At 65.0% G+C, this 19986-nt stretch carries 16 protein-coding genes and 1 pseudogene; 15 read left to right on the top strand and 2 right to left on the bottom strand.

Going from position 1 to position 19986, the window contains the following annotated elements; translation table 11 throughout:
- Position 1: 1 nt before the first annotated feature.
- From AC5JCN_RS23260 to AC5JCN_RS23225, 8 genes are all read left to right on the top strand, one after another.
- Entirely contained in the window at positions 2 to 925 is a 924-nt protein-coding gene (locus AC5JCN_RS23260) for an ABC transporter permease (RefSeq protein WP_495757466.1), read from the top strand.
- A gap of 9 nt (positions 926 to 934) precedes the next feature.
- Complete coding sequence (locus tag AC5JCN_RS23255; protein ID WP_495757465.1) at positions 935 to 1813, top strand: ABC transporter permease; 879 nt, start codon at positions 935 to 937, stop codon at positions 1811 to 1813.
- Between the two features lie 51 nt (positions 1814 to 1864).
- Positions 1865 to 3193, top strand: a complete 1329-nt coding sequence (locus AC5JCN_RS23250) for an ABC transporter substrate-binding protein (protein WP_495757464.1) — start codon at positions 1865 to 1867, stop codon at positions 3191 to 3193.
- A 77-nt stretch (positions 3194 to 3270) separates the two neighbouring features.
- Entirely contained in the window at positions 3271 to 4869 is a 1599-nt protein-coding gene (gene groEL, locus AC5JCN_RS23245) for a chaperonin GroEL (protein WP_495757463.1), read from the top strand.
- On the top strand, positions 4866 to 6626 hold the full coding sequence (locus AC5JCN_RS23240) for a hydantoinase B/oxoprolinase family protein (protein ID WP_495757462.1): 1761 nt from the start codon (positions 4866 to 4868) through the stop codon (positions 6624 to 6626). The genes groEL and AC5JCN_RS23240 overlap by 4 nt, the downstream gene beginning before the upstream one ends.
- Positions 6627 to 8675 (top strand): hydantoinase/oxoprolinase family protein, encoded by a 2049-nt coding sequence (locus AC5JCN_RS23235; RefSeq protein ID WP_495757461.1) that lies wholly within the window; start codon positions 6627 to 6629, stop codon positions 8673 to 8675. It begins immediately after the preceding gene.
- Between the two features lie 36 nt (positions 8676 to 8711).
- Complete coding sequence (locus tag AC5JCN_RS23230) at positions 8712 to 9830, top strand: M20 family metallopeptidase (RefSeq protein ID WP_495757460.1); 1119 nt, start codon at positions 8712 to 8714, stop codon at positions 9828 to 9830.
- 17 nt (positions 9831 to 9847) lie between these two features.
- Positions 9848 to 11221 (top strand): class-III pyridoxal-phosphate-dependent aminotransferase, encoded by a 1374-nt coding sequence (locus tag AC5JCN_RS23225; protein WP_495757459.1) that lies wholly within the window; start codon positions 9848 to 9850, stop codon positions 11219 to 11221.
- Positions 11222 to 11340: 119 nt separating this feature from the next.
- Here the strand turns inward: AC5JCN_RS23225 and AC5JCN_RS23220 are convergent.
- A pseudogene (locus tag AC5JCN_RS23220) lies at positions 11341 to 11591 on the bottom strand (GFA family protein); the annotation flags it as partial.
- Positions 11592 to 11991: 400 nt separating this feature from the next.
- Here AC5JCN_RS23220 and AC5JCN_RS23215 point away from each other — a divergent pair.
- Positions 11992 to 12969 (top strand): adenylate/guanylate cyclase domain-containing protein, encoded by a 978-nt coding sequence (locus AC5JCN_RS23215; protein WP_495757458.1) that lies wholly within the window; start codon positions 11992 to 11994, stop codon positions 12967 to 12969.
- A gap of 531 nt (positions 12970 to 13500) precedes the next feature.
- On the opposite strand, the gene AC5JCN_RS23210 is transcribed toward AC5JCN_RS23215, so the two are convergent.
- Positions 13501 to 14217: a winged helix-turn-helix transcriptional regulator gene (locus AC5JCN_RS23210; RefSeq protein WP_495757457.1), complete on the bottom strand. Its 717-nt coding sequence runs from the start codon at positions 14215 to 14217 to the stop codon at positions 13501 to 13503.
- 143 nt (positions 14218 to 14360) lie between these two features.
- On the opposite strand from AC5JCN_RS23210, the gene AC5JCN_RS23205 reads away from it, so the two are divergent.
- From AC5JCN_RS23205 to AC5JCN_RS23180, 6 genes are all read left to right on the top strand, one after another.
- The gene (locus AC5JCN_RS23205) at positions 14361 to 14789 is read left to right on the top strand and encodes a hypothetical protein (RefSeq protein ID WP_495757456.1); all 429 of its coding nucleotides are present in this window, start codon (positions 14361 to 14363) and stop codon (positions 14787 to 14789) included.
- Positions 14790 to 14813: 24 nt separating this feature from the next.
- Positions 14814 to 15212 (top strand): RidA family protein, encoded by a 399-nt coding sequence (locus AC5JCN_RS23200; protein WP_495757708.1) that lies wholly within the window; start codon positions 14814 to 14816, stop codon positions 15210 to 15212.
- Positions 15213 to 15556: 344 nt separating this feature from the next.
- Positions 15557 to 16252 (top strand): LysR family transcriptional regulator, encoded by a 696-nt coding sequence (locus AC5JCN_RS23195; protein ID WP_495757455.1) that lies wholly within the window; start codon positions 15557 to 15559, stop codon positions 16250 to 16252.
- Entirely contained in the window at positions 16249 to 16746 is a 498-nt protein-coding gene (locus AC5JCN_RS23190; RefSeq protein WP_495757454.1) for a hypothetical protein, read from the top strand. Before AC5JCN_RS23195 ends, AC5JCN_RS23190 begins: the two co-directional genes overlap by 4 nt.
- An 853-nt stretch (positions 16747 to 17599) precedes the next feature.
- Complete coding sequence (locus AC5JCN_RS23185; RefSeq protein ID WP_495757453.1) at positions 17600 to 18898, top strand: ABC transporter substrate-binding protein; 1299 nt, start codon at positions 17600 to 17602, stop codon at positions 18896 to 18898.
- Between the two features lie 220 nt (positions 18899 to 19118).
- Entirely contained in the window at positions 19119 to 19985 is an 867-nt protein-coding gene (locus AC5JCN_RS23180; RefSeq protein ID WP_495757707.1) for a carbohydrate ABC transporter permease, read from the top strand.
- Position 19986 lies beyond the last annotated feature (1 nt).

Raw genomic sequence — 19986 nt, 5'->3', positions numbered from 1 at the left:
TATGTCCGAGAACCTGTCCGTTCCCCTGGAAGTCTCCGCGGCTACGGGCCGGACGCACGGAACCCGCAGCCTGGAGGGTCAGCAAACCCGGCGCGCCATCCTGCTGCTCGTCCTGCCGACGACGGTCATGCTCGTCGGGACGCTGCTGGGCCTCGGCTCGATCCTCGTCTTCTCCTTCTGGAAGGCCCTGCCCTACGGCATGCGGCCGGATTTCTCGTTCAAGAACTACGCGACGTTCTTCACCACGGGGACCTATCTCGACACCGTCGTCTTCACCCTGCAGGTGGGTCTCATCCTCCTGCCGTTAATGGTGCTCATCGCCTACCCGGCCGCCTATTTCATCGCCTTCCAGGTCAAGGGAGAGCGGGCCAAGCTGTTTCTGCTCCTGCTGTGCATCGTACCGTTCTGGACGAGCGCGCTTATCCGGATGATCGCCTGGCTGCCACTGCTCGGGCGCAACGGGCTCATCAACACGGCGCTTATGGGCGTCGGGATCATCGACGAGCCCGCCGAAATCCTCCTTTACTCGCGTCCTGCGATGATCTTCGCCATGGCGATGATCTGGTCGGTCTTCATGATCGGGCCGATCTATTTCTCGATGTCGAAGATCCCGCCGATGGTGATCGAGGCGGCGCGGGATCTCGGCGCCAGCCGATGGCAGGCTTTCACCCGCGTCATCCTGCCGCTGACCAGGCCGGGCCTGGCGACCGGAGTTCTCTTCGTCTTTGTCGTGATGATGGGCGAGTTCGCCATCCAGCGCTTCATCGGCGGCGGCAAGGCCTCGATGCTGGCCAATGTCCTCCTGCAGAACCAGGGCGCGCTGCAATGGCCGCTCGCCTCCGTCGTCGCCGTCGTCATCGTCGCGGTGACGCTTCCCGTCGCGCTCGCGATCCTGCGGGTCGCGGACCTGCGACAGCAGATTTAGGGGGCGACCATGGCCGACTACGCCAGCCGGGAAACCCGCCTTTCGCCCCTGAAGATCGGACTGGGCCTCTACTTTGCCGTCTTCGTTCTCCTGCTCTACGGCCCCACCGTGGTGATGGCGATCCTCTCCTTCCAGGGCGCCGACGGCGGACCGACCTTCCCGCTGAAGGACCCGGGCCTGAGCTGGTACGGCCGCCTTTTCGACCCGGATGGCTCCGCCAAGTCCACCGGCGAGTATATGGGCCGGCTGGGCCCGCCAGCATGGCGGTCCCTGGCCTTAGCGCTGATGACGGCCGCCATCTCGACCGTCCTCGCCACGATGGCGGCCCAAGCGTTTCGCACGCGGTTTCGCGGCGAGCGGATCGTCTTCAACATCTTTCTGCTCGGGATCATCATCCCCGGCGTCGCCCTAGGCCTCGGCCATGCGCTGGTCTGGCAATACGCCGGCGTCCAGAAAGCGTGGTTCTCGACGGCGCTGCTGGCGCATGTCGTCTGGTCCTTCCCGTTCTGCTTCATCATTCTGCTCGCCGTCTTCAACCGGTTCGACAGGTCGATCGAGCACGCCGCGATGTGCCTGGGGGCGTCGCCGGCGCAGACCTTCTTCCGGATTACGCTTCCCATCGTGAAGCCGGGCATCACGGCGTCAGTTCTGTTCGCCTTCACCCTGTCGTTCGATGAGTTCGCCCGGACCTTCCTCGTGAATGGGGCCGAGAACACGCTCCCGCTTGAGATCCTCGGCGCCACGACGGTGCGTGTCACGCCGCGCCTCTACGCGATGGGAACGATCGTCACCGCGATCTCGATCCTGGTAATTATCCTCATGGTTTACTTTCTGACCAAGGAAGTGAGGCGCGTGCGCTTCGTTGGACAAGAAGAACACGCGACATGAACTCCACGAATTCTTTGACGTGAACGAGGGCCACTGAGAGGGGGATTTGAGATGGACTCCAAGCACATCGAGGTCAGGCACCAAGCTTACATGAACCAACTGGAAGTGCAGGGTGAACGGGCGCGCGCCAAGCAGGAGCCGCTCAGCCGCCGGGCCTTCCTCGCCGCCGCTGCGGCGGCCGGCACGGCGGCGGCGGCCGCGCCCCTGCTGGGGGCGATCGGACCCGCGGAGGCCGGGGACGCCTTCGCCCCCCGGTTTGCGGGCATCAAGCAGACCAAACCCCTAAACATCATTGGCACCGGAGTGTCGGTTCAGGAGCGCTTCTTCACGAAGTTCAAGGAAGTCTCCGGCTTCGAGGTGACTGGAACCGCCTCGAGCCTGTCGGAATCGGTGCAGCGCTTCCTCACGGGCGGCAACGAGACCTTCGCGATGATCGAGACCAACTCGTTCCGCGCGCCGGCACTGAAGGATGGCGAGGTCGCCGCCCCAGTGCCGATCGAGAAGATCACCAATTGGAAGTATGCCGACGCCCTGTTCACCGACGCCGGCAACCCGGCCTCGGACCCGAAGAGCGGCTGGCCGTTGAAGGCCGTCTACTGGGACGAGAAGAAGAATTCGTTCCTGATGGTCCCGCAGATCTACAACACGGACGCGCTCGGGATCCTTCCGCAGAAGTTCGCGTCCGGTCAGAAGGACTACGGGATCCCCGACACGCTTGGCGTCCTCTACGAGGCCAAGTGGCGCGACATGACCTTCAAGGGCAAGACGGCGATCCAGAACGATGACCTGATCGGCCCGCCGCGCGCCGCGACCTACCTCGTCAAGAACGGCAAGATGGACGCGCCCAAGGTTTCGCTTTCCGATCTGCAACCCGACGAGGTCAACGAGGTCATCGAATTCCTGATCGCGGCCAAGCGCGACGGCGTTTTCCGCCTGATCTGGACCAACTACGGCGAGGCCGTGAACCTCCTCACCTCCGGCGAGGTCTGGGCCATCGACTGCTGGAACCCGGTCGTCGAGGACGTGAAGTCCCAGGGCGTACCCTGCGTCTATGTCGACGTGTGGGAGGGAACTTCGGCCTGGTACTACGGCATGACGATGAGCAACAAAGCCGCCGATCCCGAGGTCGTCATGGCCTACATGGACTGGTGCCTCGAGGGCTGGAGAGGTTCGGTCGACGCGACGCAGGGCTACTACTCGCCGGCCAGCGCCACCGTGAAGAAATACCTGACCCCGGAACAGTGGCGCCACTGGTACGAGGGCGCCGGGCGCGACACCGGCCCCCGCGAGAGACGCTTCGCCAACGTGGCGTTCTGGAACATCTGGCCCGAGCACGTGACCGACTACATCCAGGGCTGGAACCGGTTCGTGGCGGCCTGACGCCGACGACGAAAGAAGCGGGCCTTGGCCTTTCGGCCTGGGTCCGCCCTCGTCCCTCGGATCAGGGCGGCTTACTCATGCGCGAAACAAAGGACATCCTATTCGGCGACAAGGCCGCGACGGCGCTCGACGGCGGCCTCGCCCTCGCCGGCCAGCTCGCCGGGATCACGTTCGGGCCGCGCGGCCGCCTCGTCGCGATGGAGCGGACGAACGACTTCCCGCTGTTCACCAAGAGCGGCTTCGTCGCAGTTCGCGACCTGGAGCTCGACGCATCGCTCAGCCGGATCGGGCTGGAGCTGGCGAAGGAGGCCGCCACGCGCGTCCAGTACGCGACGGGTGACGGGACGGCGATGGCCATTCTGCTCGCCGCCGCTCTGTCGGGCGCCGCCTCGCGTCTTAAGGCCGCCGGCCATGATCCCGGCCGCATCGCGGACGGTTTCGGCGCCGCGCGCCACACGGCCCTTGGCAGCCTGACGGAGCAACGCCGACCCGCCATCTCGCGCGATCTCATCGCCATGCTGTGCGCGCGGGCGGGCGACGACGACCTGGAGCTGGCCGACATCGTCGCCGACGCCGTGCTGAAGGTCGGGCCCGACGGCATCGTCACAGTCTCTTTCAACCAGTCGGTCGACACGACGGCGCTCTACAGCACGGGCGTGGAGTTTGAGCGGGGCTTCCTGTCACGGGACTTCGCCGACGAGGGAACGACGCGCCTCAAGCTCGACCGGCCCCTCGTCCTGCTGTGCGAGGATCGGCTCGAATCCGCCGCCGACGTCTTGCCCGCGCTGGAGATCGCCCGCGCGGAGGACCGCCCCCTCGCCGTGATCGCTGAAGACGTCGTCGGCCAGGCCATGGCCATGCTGGTCGCCAATCACCGGGGCGGGATCGTGCGGTGCGCCGCCGTCAAAGGGCCCGGCTCCGGCACGTACCGGCACGAGATGACCGCCGACCTCGCCATCCTCACGGGGGGTCAGGTTCTCTCTTCGCGGACGGGCCGCCTGCCCTCGGGAGCCCGCAGGGACGACCTCGGCGGGACCGACATGATCGAGATCGGCAGCGCGTCCACCCGCATCCTCGGGGGAGACGGGGCGGACGAGGCCGTGGCCGCAAGGGTGCGCCAGCTCAGGGAAGCCGTGTCTCGCGAGGACAAGACCTACGACAAGGGGAAGCTCTCTCAACGCCTCGCCCGGCTCGCGGCGGGCGTTGCGAACATCCGGGTGGGCGCGCCCACGCAGTCCATGTGGAAGGAGCGCCACCGCCGCGCCGAAAGCATGGTCAGCGCCGCCCGCTCGGCGATGACGGGGGGCGTCGTTCCGGGGAGCGGAACGAGTCTGGTCCATGCGGCAGCGGCCGTTCGCGCGAGCCGGCCGGGAGACCCTGTCGCCTCGGCCTATGCCGCCGCCCTCACCGAACCCTTCCGGCATCTGGCGCGCGGAAGCGATCGGGGGCCGGGCCGCCTTCAGCAGGACCTCCTGGCCACCGGCGCAGGCGCCGGCTTCGACGCCGATCGGGGACGGATCGTGCCCGACGCCCACGGAATGTCGCTCGTCGACCCGCACGACGTGGTGGCGACAGCCCTCGCCCACGCCTCCTCGCTCGCTGAGCAAGTCGCGCGGGTCGGCTGCCTGATCCTGGCGCGCGGCCAGCGCCCCTCACGACCGGGAACACGCCCATGACGCATCACCTGACTCCACCGGGCGCAAAAGGCACCGACCCGGTCACGCTGGAAATCATCCGCGGGAAGCTGCTCGCCACCGTCGACGAGATGGGGCTCGTCCTGGCGCGAAGCTCGATGAGCCCGGTGATCTACGAGGTGCTCGACTTCGCTTGCGGCATCTGCGACCCGTCCGGGCAGCTCGTCGCGCAGACGAACGGGATCACGGTCTTCACCGGCACCTTCTCGACCCAGATCGGCGCCGTGCTCCGGAAGTTCGGGACCAACATCCACCCCGGCGACATCTTCATCATGAACAACCCCTACGAGGGCGGTACGCATCTGTGCGACGTGGCCGTGATGAAGCCCGTCTTCATCCAGGACCGGTTCGTAGGCTTCGCCATCGCCCTGGCCCATTGGAGCGAAGTGGGCGGGAAGACGCCGGGAAGCCTCCCTCCTGACGCGACCGACGTCTTTCAGGAAGGGATCCGGTTCCCCGCGCTCAAGCTCTACGATCGCGGCGTCCGGCAGGATGCGATCTACGACATCATCGAGTGCAACGTCCGGCTGCCCGGCATGTCGCTGGGCGACCTGAACGCCGAGATCGCGTCCGTCAGGATCGCCGACGTCAGGCTGGGCGAGATCGCCGCCAAATACGGCGTGGATCGATTGACCGGCGCTTTCGACCACATCCTCCAGACGAGCGAGCGCCTCAGCCGTCAGGCGGTCTCGGCCATGCCGGACGGGGTCTACGAAGCCACCGACTGGGTGGACGGCGACGGCATCTCGGCCGAGCGGTTTCCCGTTTGCGTTAAGGTCACCATCGCCGGCGACCGGATGATCGCCGACTTCACGGGCTCCTCGCCGCAGCTGGCCGGTCCGGTGAATTGCGCGCGCGGCGCGCTCGTCTCGGCAGTGAAAACGGTCTTCAAGGCTGTCGTGGATCCCAAGGCCCCCTCGAATGACGGATGGTTCCGACCGCTCGAGGTCGTCGCCCCTCCCGGAACCGTCTTCACTGCCGTGCTGCCCGCTCCCGTCGGATGGTATTACGAAGGAACGGGCCATGCTTCCGAGTTGGTCTGGAAGGCGCTGGCCCCTGTCCTTCCCGAGCGCGTCAGCGCCGGATCCAGCAACTCGCTTTGCGTGTCGGTGCTGGCCGGAACGGCTGGCGAGGACGGCGGCGAGCCGTTTGTTCTCGTCGAGCCCGGCATGGTGGGATGGGGCGCCACCGAGGACCGCGACGGCGCCAGCGTCGTCAGCGCCATCACGAACGGCGACACGTTCAACTATTCGATCGAGCTGCTCGAGGCCAAGTTCCCGCTGAGGGTTCATCGCTACGCGCTGAATGTCGCGGGCGGCGTGGGCGCAGGGCGCAAACGGGGCGGCTTCGGGTCAGTCCGAGAATACGAGATCCTCTCCCCCGACGCCATCCTGAGCGCGAGCTTCGGCCGCTCGATCGAGCGGCCGTGGGGAGCGGCGGGCGGGACCGAGGGATCCTGCAACCGGCTGGAGATCGTCAAGGACGGCGAGACCATCCACGGCGCGCGGATGCCGACGCTGTCGCTGAAAAAGGGCGACCGGGTGACCTTCGTCACGGGTGGCGGGGGCGGCTTCGGCGATCCCTCGGCGCGCCCGCCGGAAGAGGTCGAAGCCGACGTGGCAGGCGGCTACATGACGGCCGCCGAGGCCGCGAGCACCTACGGCGTGTCGTTCGACCGAGGTGGCGCCATCGACCTGAAGGCGACGGCCCAGGCGAGGTCTGGAAAGGGCGGGGCATAGATGGGACGGCTGGCGACAGACATCGGGGGCACCTTTACGGACCTGGTCTACTACGACGAGGACACCGGCGACCTCAGCGTCGCGAAGTCGCTCACGACTCCCAGGGATCTGACGCAGGGCATCGCCGACACGATCGGGCTGGCGGGCATCGACACGGCGGAGATTGACTTCTTCGTCCATGGCGGGACGACCGTCATCAACGCCATCACCGAGCGCAAGGGCGTGAAGACCGCGCTGGTGACGACGGCGGGCTTCCGCGACGTGCTGGAGATCGCGCGCGGCAACCGCCCGGACCTCTACAATCTGCGGTTCCGGAAGGAGGAGGCCTTCGTGCCTCGCGCGCTCCGGTTCGAGGTGCGCGAGCGTCTCGATGCGAAGGGCGACGTCCTCCAGCCGCTCATGCTGGAGGACCTCGACGGCATCGCCCAGGCATGCCGGTCCGCGGGAGTGGAGGCCATCGCCATCCTCTTCCTGCACAGCTACGCCGCCCCGGAGCATGAGCTGAAGGCGGCGGCGCGCCTGCGCGAACTGCTGCCGGACATTCCGGTCACGGCCTCCTGCGAGATCACGCGGGAATGGCGCGAGTACGAGAGAGCCAATACGGCCGTGCTCAACGCCTATGTCCAGCCTATCGTGCAGCGCTACTTCGGGCGGCTGGAGTCCCGGCTGGCCGACATCGGCTGCGCCGGCCCCTACTTCGCCATGCAGTCCAACGGGGGAACGGCGAGCTTTGACTGGGCGAAGGAGCACCCCATCACGCTGATCGAATCCGGTCCGGCGGCTGGGGTGAACGGCGCCGCCCTCGTCAGCGAGCTGGTCGGCGAGCCTAACGTCATCTATCTCGACATTGGAGGGACGACCGCCAAATGCTCGACGATCCAGGACGGAGCCGTCGACATCACGACGGAGTACAAGCTGGAGTGGACGCGGACCAGTTTCGGATACCCCGTCCGCACGCCGGTGGTCGACATCATCGAAATCGGGGCCGGCGGCGGCTCCATCGCCTGGTTTGACGCCGCAGGCGCGCTGCGCGTCGGCCCCCTGAGCGCCGGGGCCGATCCCGGGCCGGCCTGCTACGGCCGAGGCGGCACACTGCCGACGGTCACCGATGCCAAGCTCATCACCGGCGTCGTGAACCCTGAATACTTCGCCGTCGGCAAGTTCACGCTCGACAGGGCCAAGGCCGAGGCGGCCTTTCGACCCATCGCAGAGCGGCTTGGGACCAGCGTCGAGGAGGCCGCGGTCTCGATCCTGCGCGTCGTCGACGCGAACATGATCAACGCGCTGAAGCTCATCTCCATCCAGCGCGGCCACGATCCGCGCGACTTCAGCCTCGTGGTCGGAGGCGGCGGCGGGCCCATGCACGCCTGCGTGCTCGGGCGGGACCTCGGCGTCAAAGAGATTATCGTCCCGCTCTATCCCGGGTTGTTCTCGGCATGGGGGATGCTCGCGACCGAGCCGAGGCGGGATTTCGTGCGGACAAAACTGTCGCTGGCCGCCTCGACGAGCCTGTCCGACATCCATGCGCTGTTTGCCGCCCTGGAGGAGCAGGCCGCCGAGTATTTCGCGCGCGACGCGGGCGCTGCGGGCGATACGATCGCAACCCGGCTCTCCTGCGACCTGCGCTACCTGGGGCAGGAGCACTCCGTCACGGTTCCCGTCGACCTGTCGACGGCCACCGTCGACTCGATCCTGGCGACGTTTCACGACGTGCACGAGAAGACCTACACGTTCCGCCTCGAGGGCACTCCCGTCGAGTTCGTCACCTATCGGCTCCGGGCGAAGGCGCGCGTGCCGAAGCCGGAGATCCGACCGCTGGGTGCGGCCGGCCGCTCCATCGACGCCGCGTTCAAGGGCCGGCGCGTCGTCGATTTCGGTGACGATGGCCGGCACGAGGCGGTGGTCTACGAGCGGGACCTGCTGCCTCCAGGCGCGCTCCTGTCCGGACCGATGATCGTCGAGGAACCCACCTCGACGACCATGGTCCTGCGGGGCCAAGCCGTCCGGGTGGACCGGCACGGCTTCCTTCGGATCACCGAAGAGGCGTGACCGGGAACGGGCCGAGCAAGAGAACCGGAGGGTGTAGTGACGAGCAAGGCCGTAAGACTAGCCCAGGACCTCGTCAGGCTGGAGAGCATGAACCCCCCGGGAAACGAAGCCGGGTCCATCGGCTATCTCTCGGCTCTCCTGGAGGGAGCGGGTCTCTCCTGCACGGTCTCGTCCTTCGCACCGGGTCGGCCGAGCCTGGTCGCCCGCTTGCCCGGGCCAGCAGACAAACCGCCACTCTGCTTCACGGGCCATGTCGACGTCGTCCCTCTCGGAACGAAGGACTGGCAGTTCGAGCCGTTCTGCGGCGACATCGCGGGCGGCAAGCTCCTCGGGCGAGGGAGTTCGGACATGAAGGCGGGGGTCGCGGCCTTCGTCGACGCCGTGATCGAGGTCAAGGACCAGGCCCTGTCGCGGGGCATCTTGCTCGTGATCACGGCGGGCGAGGAGACAGGATGCGAAGGCGCCGCCTATCTCGCAAGGTCGGGCCTGCTGGAGCCCGCCCACCTCCTGGTCGTCGCCGAGCCGTCCTCCAACGAGATGATCCTCGCCCACAAGGGGTCCCTGCGCCTGGTCATCTCGGCATCGGGCAAGACGGCGCATTCCTCGATGCCCGACCTGGGTGACAACGCGATCTACAAGGCGGCGGCCTGGATCAGGAGTCTGGAGGGCTTCGGCTTCGACACTGGCGATCATCCCCTGCTCGGACGGTCGACCCTCGCGGTGACGACCATTTCAGGTGGCCTCAACATCAACTCGATTCCCGACAGCGCGACATTCACCGTCGATTTCCGCACGATCCCGACGGAATGCCACGCCGATCTCATCGCGAGGGTGCAGGATCTTCTCGGGATCGAGGCAAGCGTGTCCGCCGTGACCGACGTGCCGGGCTTTTCCACCGCCCCCGACCACCCGGCAATCGAACCAGTGAAAGCCGCCTTGGTCCGGGCCGTCGGGTCACAGCCGGTGCCGCGCGGAGCCCCCTATTTCACCGATGCCTCCATCCTGACCTATGCGCTCGGAGACGTTCCAACCGTCGTCATCGGCCCCGGCGAGATGGCCCAGGCGCACCAGACCGACGAATTCTGCTTCATCGACCGCATCGACGAGGCGCGAACAATCTACGCGGACATTATCCGGCACTGTTGCCGGGACTGACCGCCAGGAGGTCTGCCATGGTGAACTGGGCCGACATCGAGCACTGGGACCGCAAGTACTACCTGCACAACGTCCAGGGTCGCGACGACTACAGATTCGATGCCGTCGAATCCATGGACGGCAATTATTTCACGATGTCCGACGGCCGGCGGCTCCTCGATTTCCAGAGCCAGTTGATCTCCGACAGCATGGGACATCGCCATCCCGGCGCCTTCGACGCGCTGCGCAAGGCCATGGAACGGTACGGCCACGTCTATTTCGGGATGGCCAACGAGTACCGGGCCAGGGCCGCCAAGCTGATCATCGAGGACATTCTGGGCGGCGACGGGGGCTGGGCCGGCCGTTTCCGGCTGCTCACCTCGGGGACGGAGGCGGTGGACGTCGCCATCTCCATGGCGCGGCTCTACACGGGCAGGCAGGTCATTCTCACGCAGGCCCACTCCTTCCACGGGGTCACCGTGGGCGCATCCCTTCTCAGGGGATACCGCAACAATGTGACTCCGCCGGGCGGAGGCCGGGAGATCCGCGACGTGCCTGGCTTTCCGGTCGCCGGCTTCATCCCAATCCCGCCGCCGGAGTTCGAGGACTTCAGGAGCAATGGCAGCCTACCCTCGCTGGAGGCGACAGAGCACATCATCAGGGCGGTCGGGCCGCAGAACATCGCAGCAGTGATCACCGAGCCCATGTTCGGCGCCGGCGGGCTTTCCCCGCATCCCGACTACGCGCGAGAATTGCGCGAGCTCAGCCTCAAGCATGGGTTCCTCTGGATCGACGACGAGGTCCTGTGCGGGTTCGGGCGGCTGGGCGAGTGGTTCGGCTACCAGCTCCAGCCCGGCATGACTCCCGACCTCATGACCGTAGGCAAGAGCATCAACGGCTCGGCCCTTCCGGCAGGAGGGATCGTGGCCAGCAAGCCGATCGCGGAGTTCTTCGACAGCGCGCGCTGGTGGAGCGGCAGCACCTGGGACGGCCATCCGCTCGTCTGCGCCACCGTCGTCGGCAACCTCGAATTCATGCTCGAGGTCGACATCCTGTCGATAGTGCGGCGGCGCAGCGCCTACCTCCAAGCCAGGCTCGAGACCCTGCGGAGCAAGCATCCCTGCATCGGACGCATCGCCGGCCACGGCCTCTATTTCGCGGTGGACCTCGTGGACCGGGACCATCTCCCTATCGTCCGCGAGGACAGGTATTCCGGCTTCACGGGCGCGATCGCTGAGGAGCCAAACAATCTTGTCGCGCGGGAATGCGCGAAGCGAGGCCTCTTCCTCGGCGGCTTCGTTCCCAACACGATCAAGATCGGCCCGCCCTTCACGATCACGGAAGGCGAAATCGACTTCGCGATGGGGGTCTTCGACGAGGCATTGTCCGAGGTGGACGCCCGCTGGTGCTAGACCACGCGGCGCAGAGTTGACCCAACTGAAACCTTCTGTTTGAACCGCTGATCCGCCCGAACTTGACCCAAGGTGGACCTTCACGAGGTCTGCTCGCCGCTCCTCCAATCCGATGTGAATCAGGCAGGCGGCATCCGCTCGAATGCGGGAAGGGAGGGATCCACCCTGTCCCATGCATGGCCGCTGGCCGTATAGCCTGCGGCTTGTAGCGTTCCGGGTCGTCCAGGCTCGCGGCATGCACGGTGAAGACGTCGGGCATTGCCGCGAAGGTCAGGAACACGGGGGACCCGCATCCGGGGCAGAAGGCATGTGACTTCACGCCGCCGCTGTCGGCGACGATGTCGCGCCGCGCCGCCTCGCCCGACAGGGCGGCCGGCTGATCCAGCGCCTCACCGAAACCGTCGGGGAGTGCGTTGAAGATGGATACGCTAAACAGATCGAACGTTCACGGTGAAGCGTGGCACTGGAGTTGCGGTTCGAACTCAAGCACGCGCCTCGGCTGACTTGGTCGGCTCCAGCACGCACATTGTCATCCGGCTGCTCGGTAGCAGACCTTGCCGTGGTCAGCCTTGGGTCAGAATCTTTCGTTCAATTCCGCCTAGCGCCAGGAGCGGACTCGTCCACTGTGGTTAGAAGCGGACAACGAAACAACGCCGAGCAGAGCAAGCAGCTTCCGGAGCTTATGCCGCGGCGCTAGGTGTTAGGTATTCTCGTGACGTTTCTCCCGTCTCAATCCAAAGTGAACGGCAGTCCGGAGTGCGGAAAACCCCATGAGCCTTGGCGAGCGGCGGATCGTGGCTGTGCTTCACATGGACATCGCTGGATATTCCCGGCTGATGCGCGCGGACGAACCCGCGACGCTGAGAATAATGCGCGTCCTTCGGGATCTCGCCTTCAACTTGATCGCGCAACACCGGGGCGCGGTTGCAAACACGGCAGGCGACAGCATCTTGGCTGCCTTCCCCACCGCAACTAATGGCCTTGCTTGCGCCCTCCAGATTCAGGAGCGTGCGCTTGAGGTGAACGCGCAGCTGATCGAGGACCGTCGCGCCAATTTCAGGATGGGCCTGCATGCGGGCGAAGTGGAAGAGAGGGAAGGAGACCTGCTCGGTGATGCTGTCAACATCGCCGCGCGGATCCAGGCGACAGCCCGCGAGGGCACCGTGCACCTCTCCGGGCTAGTGCATGAGATGGTCCGTGTTGGATCTTCCGTCGAGTTCGAGGAGCAGGGACCTAGGTACCTCAAGAACATCCCGGAGCCAGTGACGATCTTTCGGGCGGTCCCACGTGCCGCCCCTGCGAATTCGCTTCCGAACACACATCGGGATCAGGAAATCCACTTGGCTCGTCGCTTCTTTGACGTGGTGTACGACGCGATCCGACAGGCTGAACAGGAAGTCGGACTAGATTATCTGGAGGCGCCTGTGCTGGCCACATGCGAGGACAGGCCTGGCCTTGGCGAATGTGAAATTGCCCATTGGCTCGGCTTACCCGAGGAAAGAGTGGGCCGACTGGTCCAAGACCTTGTCGCTCGTGGACTTCTGGAGCGACGTAGAAACGCAGATAGCGAAGGACTTTCGCTGACGGTTGCTGGTGCGGAGACCCGATCACGCCTGCGACCGCTCGCGCAAGCCGCGCAGGACGGTGTGATGACGTCCCTCTCGGAGGACGAGCGCATCCTGTTGAGAACACTGCTTGGGCGGGTCATCGCTGGAAACGATGCACTTCGGTCGTTCGGCAAGGACTGATGCACCTTGAATTCCGCCCCGCGTTATCCAGGCTCCGGGTTCAGCCGCTTCCCCAATTTGACCCGCCGCGTTGACGGCCGCCACCAACGCCCAGACCAGCCATGTAAAGAGGTGCGGGCGCACGCGGCCGCGCATGTTGCCCGCCACATAGGGCAGCGCACCGGCCACTCCGAGGAAGGCTCCCAGGTGGCCGAGTGACTCGTTCATTGTCCCGCACTTTCGACTCGGGACGCGGGCAGGGCCAGAAAGTTGCGCGACTCGTGCAGGATCGGAACTCATGCGCCTGCGTCCGCTTCGCGCCCCGCCGATATCGGACTGCGCGAGGACCAGCCGGCCTCCGCTGCCGTTACCGCCCGCAAGTGGGCTTGGGAACGCTTCCGGCCCTCCTCGCAGCAGTCCTTGGCTTCTGCCAGCGCACCTCGGAGCGCCTCCGGCATGCCTGACGCCGCCAGCCTCCGGCGGAACGCGAGTGTCTGGGCCGGAGCGCGCTGCTCCCAGACCGAAGCAGTGGGGATGCGAGGGTTACAGTGCTCAGGTGTAGTCCAGCCCTGACCTCTCCGCTGAGGTGGGCCTGACGATCTTCGCCGCGCCAGACAGCGCGAACCATTTAGGAAATGTACGGCAGAGCTGACGGTCTCCCGAGAGCTGGACAATTCCATCTCTCATGGCTCCATGCAGTGCGATGTCGCCCATCCAGATCTTTATCATCTCCCGTGCAGACGCCGTGATGTAGCAGTCGACATCCTTGCCGGGATTCTCGTAGCAGAGGTCCACGTCATCCTCGCCGATGATCACCCACCACTGCCTGAACTGCCTGTTGCTCAAGTCGGGAAACTGGAAGCACAGCACCGTCTCGCCATCCGGCATGGCAGATCGGTCAATGCGGCGCTGCACATCAAACATGAGGAAGGACACGTCCACATCCTCAGGTTCCATTTCGTCGCGTGCCCACCGCATGCCCCACACGGCCAGAGCTTCGACAATGGTCGACAGTTCGCGTCCCGCGGGCGTGAGGTGATAGGCGTGACCGCGCTGGCCGTTCAGCGGGCGCCTGACGATCACGCCCCGGTGTTCCAGCTCCTTGAGGCGGGTATTCAGGACCGTCGGCGAGATGCGGGGAAGCCCTCGCTGCAAGGCGTTGAAGCGGTTGCTCCCGAGCAGGAGCTCCCGCACGATCAGGATCGACCAGGGATCGCCGATGATCTCGGCCGACTTCGCGATGGGGCAGAACTGTCCATAGCGCCGCATAGGGGAATTCTCCTGCCGCGCGTCTTCTCCCGTCAACTACGCCAAGCGTAGTTCATTCCTGCGTCCGCCGCAGTACGAGATCCGATCTCAAGGCGGCTACGAGTTCACCCCCGCTGGATTGGCCGGCGCAGACGGAGTGAACGATGACGCGGTTTCTGATTTCGATCCTGGAAATCTTCGGCGTGGTATTCCTGCGGTTCCGCCTCATCCCGCGCCTCTGGTGCGTGTGGCTAGTCGCCGTAAACCTCGCCTGCCTCTTCTTCATCGCGCATATCGAGGCGCAGGTGGTTCTCGCGGTGACGCTGGCCGCCGTCCTCGCCCAGACCGTCCTCTACGGGCGCATCGGCTTCACGCGCGTGCTGGGTACGACTCACGTGCTCTGGCTTCCCATGTTCGCCTGGATGGCGACCCGGATCGACACGATCTGCACCGACCCGGCGCTCGCCCGATGGCTCCTGCTGCTGCTTGCCACAAACATGGTTTCGCTGATGGTGGACACGGTCGACGCGATCCGCTTCGCGCGCGGCGAGCGGGAGCCGCACTACCGCTGGAGCTACGCCGGAAAGAGCTGATGCGGCCCAGACAACGGGAGATCAATTATGAGACGACTCATCTCTTCAGGATCCCGCTTCGAGGCGGAAATCGGCTACTCCAGAGCCGTGGTGGACGGGGACTGGATCTTCGTCTCCGGCACGACGGGGTTCGACTACGAGACCATGATGATCGAGGACGACGTTGCGGCGCAGGCAGAGCAGACGTTCTTGAATATCGAGGCTGCTCTCCGTGAGGCGGGCGCGACTCTCAGTGACGTCGTTCGGGTCCGATACATCCTGCCCGTCGCATCGGACTTCCCGGCGTGCTGGCCCGTTCTGCGGCGGCGGCTGGGGGAGGCCTTGCCGGCCGCCACAATGATCGTGGCCGGTCTCCTGGATCCCAGGATGAAGATCGAGATAGAGGTCACGGCCAAGCGAACCATGCCCCTATCCAGCCTGTAGCGAGTAGATTGGCCCTCGATTTTCGCTCGGCCAGATGACGTTGGCCAGCGCCTTCGGCACGCAACGGCCCAAGAAAACGGCCATAGAGAGATCACCCGAGGCCGCGCTGACCTTACGCTTCGCGCGATGGCCTAACTTCGGATTACGACAGCGGACCTGGGGGACCTTCGCTCAGGGTCAGAACTGGTCTGTCAAGTTATGGCCCGTGAACAAAAAGCGATCGTGAAAATCGGTCTCCGCTGCGGCATCTCCATGGGCCAACCTCCTCTCGGTTGCCCGTAGACTTGGGTGTGACACCCCAGGATGCTAATCGGTGGTCTGGATAATGTTTATCCGAATTCCTGATGGATCTGACCCGGAACGACCTCAATCTCCTCATCGCCTTGGAGGCGCTTCTCGCCGAGCGGTCCGTTACTGGTGCGGCCCGGCGACTGGGGCTGTCGCAACCGGCGACGAGCGACGCGCTGCGCAGGCTTCGCGTGCTGTTCGGCGACGAGCTCTTCGTCCGGTCCGCGGGCGCGATGCAGCCAACGCCCCGGGCCCTGCTTCTCGCGCCGGGGATCATGGCGGCCCTGGGGGACCTTCGCGCCACCCTCGGCGCCGAACTGGCTTTCGACCCGCGTGGCGCAGCCCAGACCTTCACGGTTGCGGCGACTGACTACATCGCCCATGTGCTCCTGCCGGACTTGGTCGCAGACCTCCGGACCGAGGCTCCCGGAGCCGACCTCCACGTGGTCGGGTACGATAAGGACGAGGTCGACCGGATGCTCGCACGCGGCGAGGTCGACATCGCGCTGGGAGTCTTTCCGGTCCCGCCCGAAGCAGCCGTGAAGACCGGGTTGTTCGATGAGCACTTCGTCGGCCTGGCACGCTTTGACCATCCGGCACTGGCGGGGGGTGATCCGGACATCGTCGCCTTCGCCGCTCTTCCCCACGCGCTTGGTACAGCGCTCGTCTCTGGCAGGGATCTTGGATCGCCAGCGCGCTGGCGTTCGAATTCGCGATACACAAGGGTTGAAGCCTGCTCTAGCCTCAGATGATCGAGCACAACACCTCTCGGAACAATTTGCAGCGGCTACTCAAATTCCTCCACACGATGGGCGCGATCGGCTTCATCGGCTCGCTCGCGTGCCTTCTCGTGTTGGAAAGCGTCGTGCCTCCACCGAGTTCGGTGGCAAGTTACGGGCTCATCTGTGGCGCGATGGGCCTCATCGCGAACTGGATCTTTTTCCCCTCATTCTTGCTGACGCTCGTTCCAAGCCTCGTGTCCATGGCCATCGTTCCTGCATACCGCAGCGCCGGCTGGGCCCTGATCAAGGCGGCTTCTGGCATTCCGCTCTTCGCGGGCGGCCTGCATGCGATGGCCCCGCTCCAGGATGAGGCCCGGCTGAGTGCTGAAGTCCTTGCTGGCCGCCTCGACCCGTCCAAGCTCGAAGGCGTCTCAGCGGGCGCGACGGGCACCATGTGGGTCCTGCTGGCCATCGGGACCGCCAACGTCGTGCTCGGCATCTGGCGCCATCGCATCAAGCGCTAGGTGCGGCACGACCGCGACGGCGCAAGACAATGCCTTCTGCGACTTCATAGGGCACCGCGACCCGCGCCTCGTTACACGTGACGATGCCTTCCGCTGGCGCGATCAGCTGATCCTCTCTGGCATGACGGCCCGAACGGCGCACTATGGCCGGGTGGCGGTGAGCGCCCCCTTGGTCCACAGGGGTGGTACACATGGTCCTTTCCTTGCCAGGCCGATCAAGTACGCCAAGACGGGCGTCTACCTCTACCGCCGGCGTGTTCCCGCCGAGTTCCGTCAGGGCAATCAGCCAGCTGACCGGCGCCGTTTGCCTGGACGAGGCGCGACGCTGGTGCGTTGGGGTTGCTCGAGGTGCTCATGGCTCCCGTGCTCGCTCCCTTGATCCCGAAGTAAGCAGGCGATCCTGAGCGGACTTTCGAGGCTGTGTGTCGCCGCCGCGGCAGGCCCGGGCATGGGATTTGCGATCGCAAAGCCGTGCTCGATGACAGATCCACGCTTTACGGCACCGACGGCGCAGCGCTCGGTGCCAGCCACCGGAACGTAGCCGACGACTGGCTCGCAGGACACTTCGCAGACGTGGAAGGTGCGCGCGGCAACCCGACGCAGCGCGAAGCGGGGCTACATGGTAGTCGGAAAGGGCCGCCGCGTTCGCCTCTCGTCTCGACAAGGCATCTGTAGCTTCCAGGATCTGCCTTGCCTTGTCCGGCCGGGTGGAGACCGGAATGGTTTCGGGTTCGACCACTTTCGGCCGGCCGGCAGCGGCTTCCTCCGTCGTTGACAGGCCGGGAAGACGGTGTGAGCGTACGTTCAACATGAGAGTTCTAACTCATGTCGGAGGAAACCTATGAACCGGATCATGTCTGCCCTTTTGGGCACCGCGTGCATTGTCGCCGCATCAGCCGCTTCAGCCGAGACCCTCACGATCGCCACCGTCAACAATGGTGACATGATCCGGATGCAGGGACTGACCGGTGAGTTCACCAAGGCAAATCCCGGTATCGACGTGAAGTGGGTAACGCTGGAGGAGAACGTCCTTCGCGAGAAGGTGACGGTCGACATTTCGACCAAGGGCGGCCAGTACGACGTCCTGACGATCGGAACGTACGAAGTTCCGATCTGGGCCAAGAAGAACTGGCTCGTTCCACTCGACAAGCTCGGCGCCGACTACGACGTCGACGACCTGCTCCCGGCCATCCGCTCGGGCCTCTCCGTCGACGGCAAGCTCTATGCAGCGCCGTTTTACGGCGAGAGCTCGATGATCATGTACCGGACCGACCTGTTCGAGAAAGCCGGCCTGAAGATGCCGGAGGCCCCGACCTGGGACTTCGTGATCGACGCCGCGAAGAAGCTCAACGACAAGGCCAGCGGCACCTACGGCATCTGCCTTCGCGGCAAGGCGGGCTGGGGCGAGAACATGGCCTTCCTGACGGCCATGTCGAATTCGTTCGGCGCGCGCTGGTTCGACGAGAAGTGGCAGCCGCAGTTCAACAGCCCGGAGTGGAAGGACACCCTCACCACCTACGTCAATCTGATGAAGGAGGCCGGCCCTCCCGGCGCGAGCTCGAACGGCTTCAACGAGAACCTCGCACTGTTCAACTCCGGCAAGTGCGGGATGTGGATCGACGCCACCGTGGCAGCCGGCTTCGTGACCAACCCGAAGGACTCGAAGGTGGCCGACAAGGTCGGCTTCGCGCTCGCTCCCAACAAGGGCCTCGGGAAGAATGCGAACTGGCTCTGGGCGTGGTCGCTCGCGGTGCCGGCAGGCACCAAGAAGGCCGATGCGGCAGAGAAGTTCATCGCATGGGCCACGAACAAGCAGTATGCGGAGTTGGTCGCCTCGAAGGAGGGATGGGCGCAGGTGCCTCCCGGCACGCGCAAGTCGCTGTACGCCAATCCCAAGTACACCGAGGCGGCTCCTTTCGCCAAGCTGACGCTGGACTCGATCAACTCGGCTGATCCGAACCATCCGACAGTCAAGCCGGTGCCTTATGTCGGCGTGCAGTTCGTCGCCATACCCGAGTTCCAGGGGCTGGGCACGAAGGTCGGCCAGTTCTTCTCGGCAGCGCTGGCCGGATCCTCGACCGTTGATGGCGCACTTGCGGATGCTCAGACCGCGGTCGAACGCGACATGAAGCGGGCCGGCTACATCAAGTAGGTCCTCCCACGCGCGCAGACAGCGCGTTGACGAACTGCCCATCCGGCCTCAAAGCCGGATGGGTCTCTGAAACCGCTCTTGACCGTCCACGTTGATCTCCGGTCATGGCCGACGGGAGCATGAGCGCCGTGCCTCATGCCTTGTCCAACTCGGGAGAGCCGAAACCCATTTTCAGAATCTTGTTCGCCGGTGGGACGAAGGAATTGTGGAGGACGAGCTCTTGGCAACGCAGCAGACACAGACACTCGGCCGCTTTCTCGTATCTCCTGCCGTTGCGTTGCTTCTTCTAATTTCAATAGTCCCGCTTCTTGCTACAATTTACTTTTCGTTCCTGAATTACAATCTGCTCGATGCCGGCACGACCAGCTTTGCTGGTTTTGGCAATTTCACCTACTTCCTCACCGATCCCGCCTTCGTCCGCTCCCTCGTCAACACCCTCGTCATCGTCGGATCAGTCCTCCTCATCACGACGGTGCTCGGCACTCTTGTGGCGTTGCTGATGGACCAGGCCGTCGTCGGCCTCAACTTCGTGCGTCTCCTCGTCATCTCCCCGTTCTTCGTGATGCCGACCGTGAGTGCGCTGGTATGGAAGAACCTCCTGATGCACCCCGTATCGGGGTTCTTCGCGTGGATCGCGACGTCGCTGGGGCTGCAGCCGATCGATTGGTTCACCGATGTCCCGCTGCTCGCCATCATTCTGATCATCGCATGGCAGTGGCTGCCCTTTGCTTCGTTGATCTTGCTGACCGCGCTTCAGTCACTCGACGGCGAACAACTGGAAGCAGCCGAGATGGACGGTGCGCCCGCCTTCTCGAAGTTCGTCTACATCGTTCTGCCGCATCTTGCTCGGCCGATCACCGTGGTCATTCTCATCGAGACGATCTTTCTTCTGACGGTTTTCGCCGAAATCTACGTGACGACGGGCGGCGGTGAGCGAACAAACAATCTCGCCTTCCTCATCTATTCGGCAGCGCTGAAGCAATACGACATCGGGGCCGCGTCTGCTGGCGGCCTCGTGGCCGTCATCCTGGCCAATGTCGTCGCGTTTTTCCTCGTCCGACTCGTCGGCAAGAACCTGGACGCCTGAG

The sequence above is a fragment of the Alsobacter sp. genome (genome assembly GCF_059501845.1).
The sequence above is the reverse complement of the archived record's forward strand: the minus strand, read 5'-3'. Positions and strand labels throughout refer to the sequence as shown.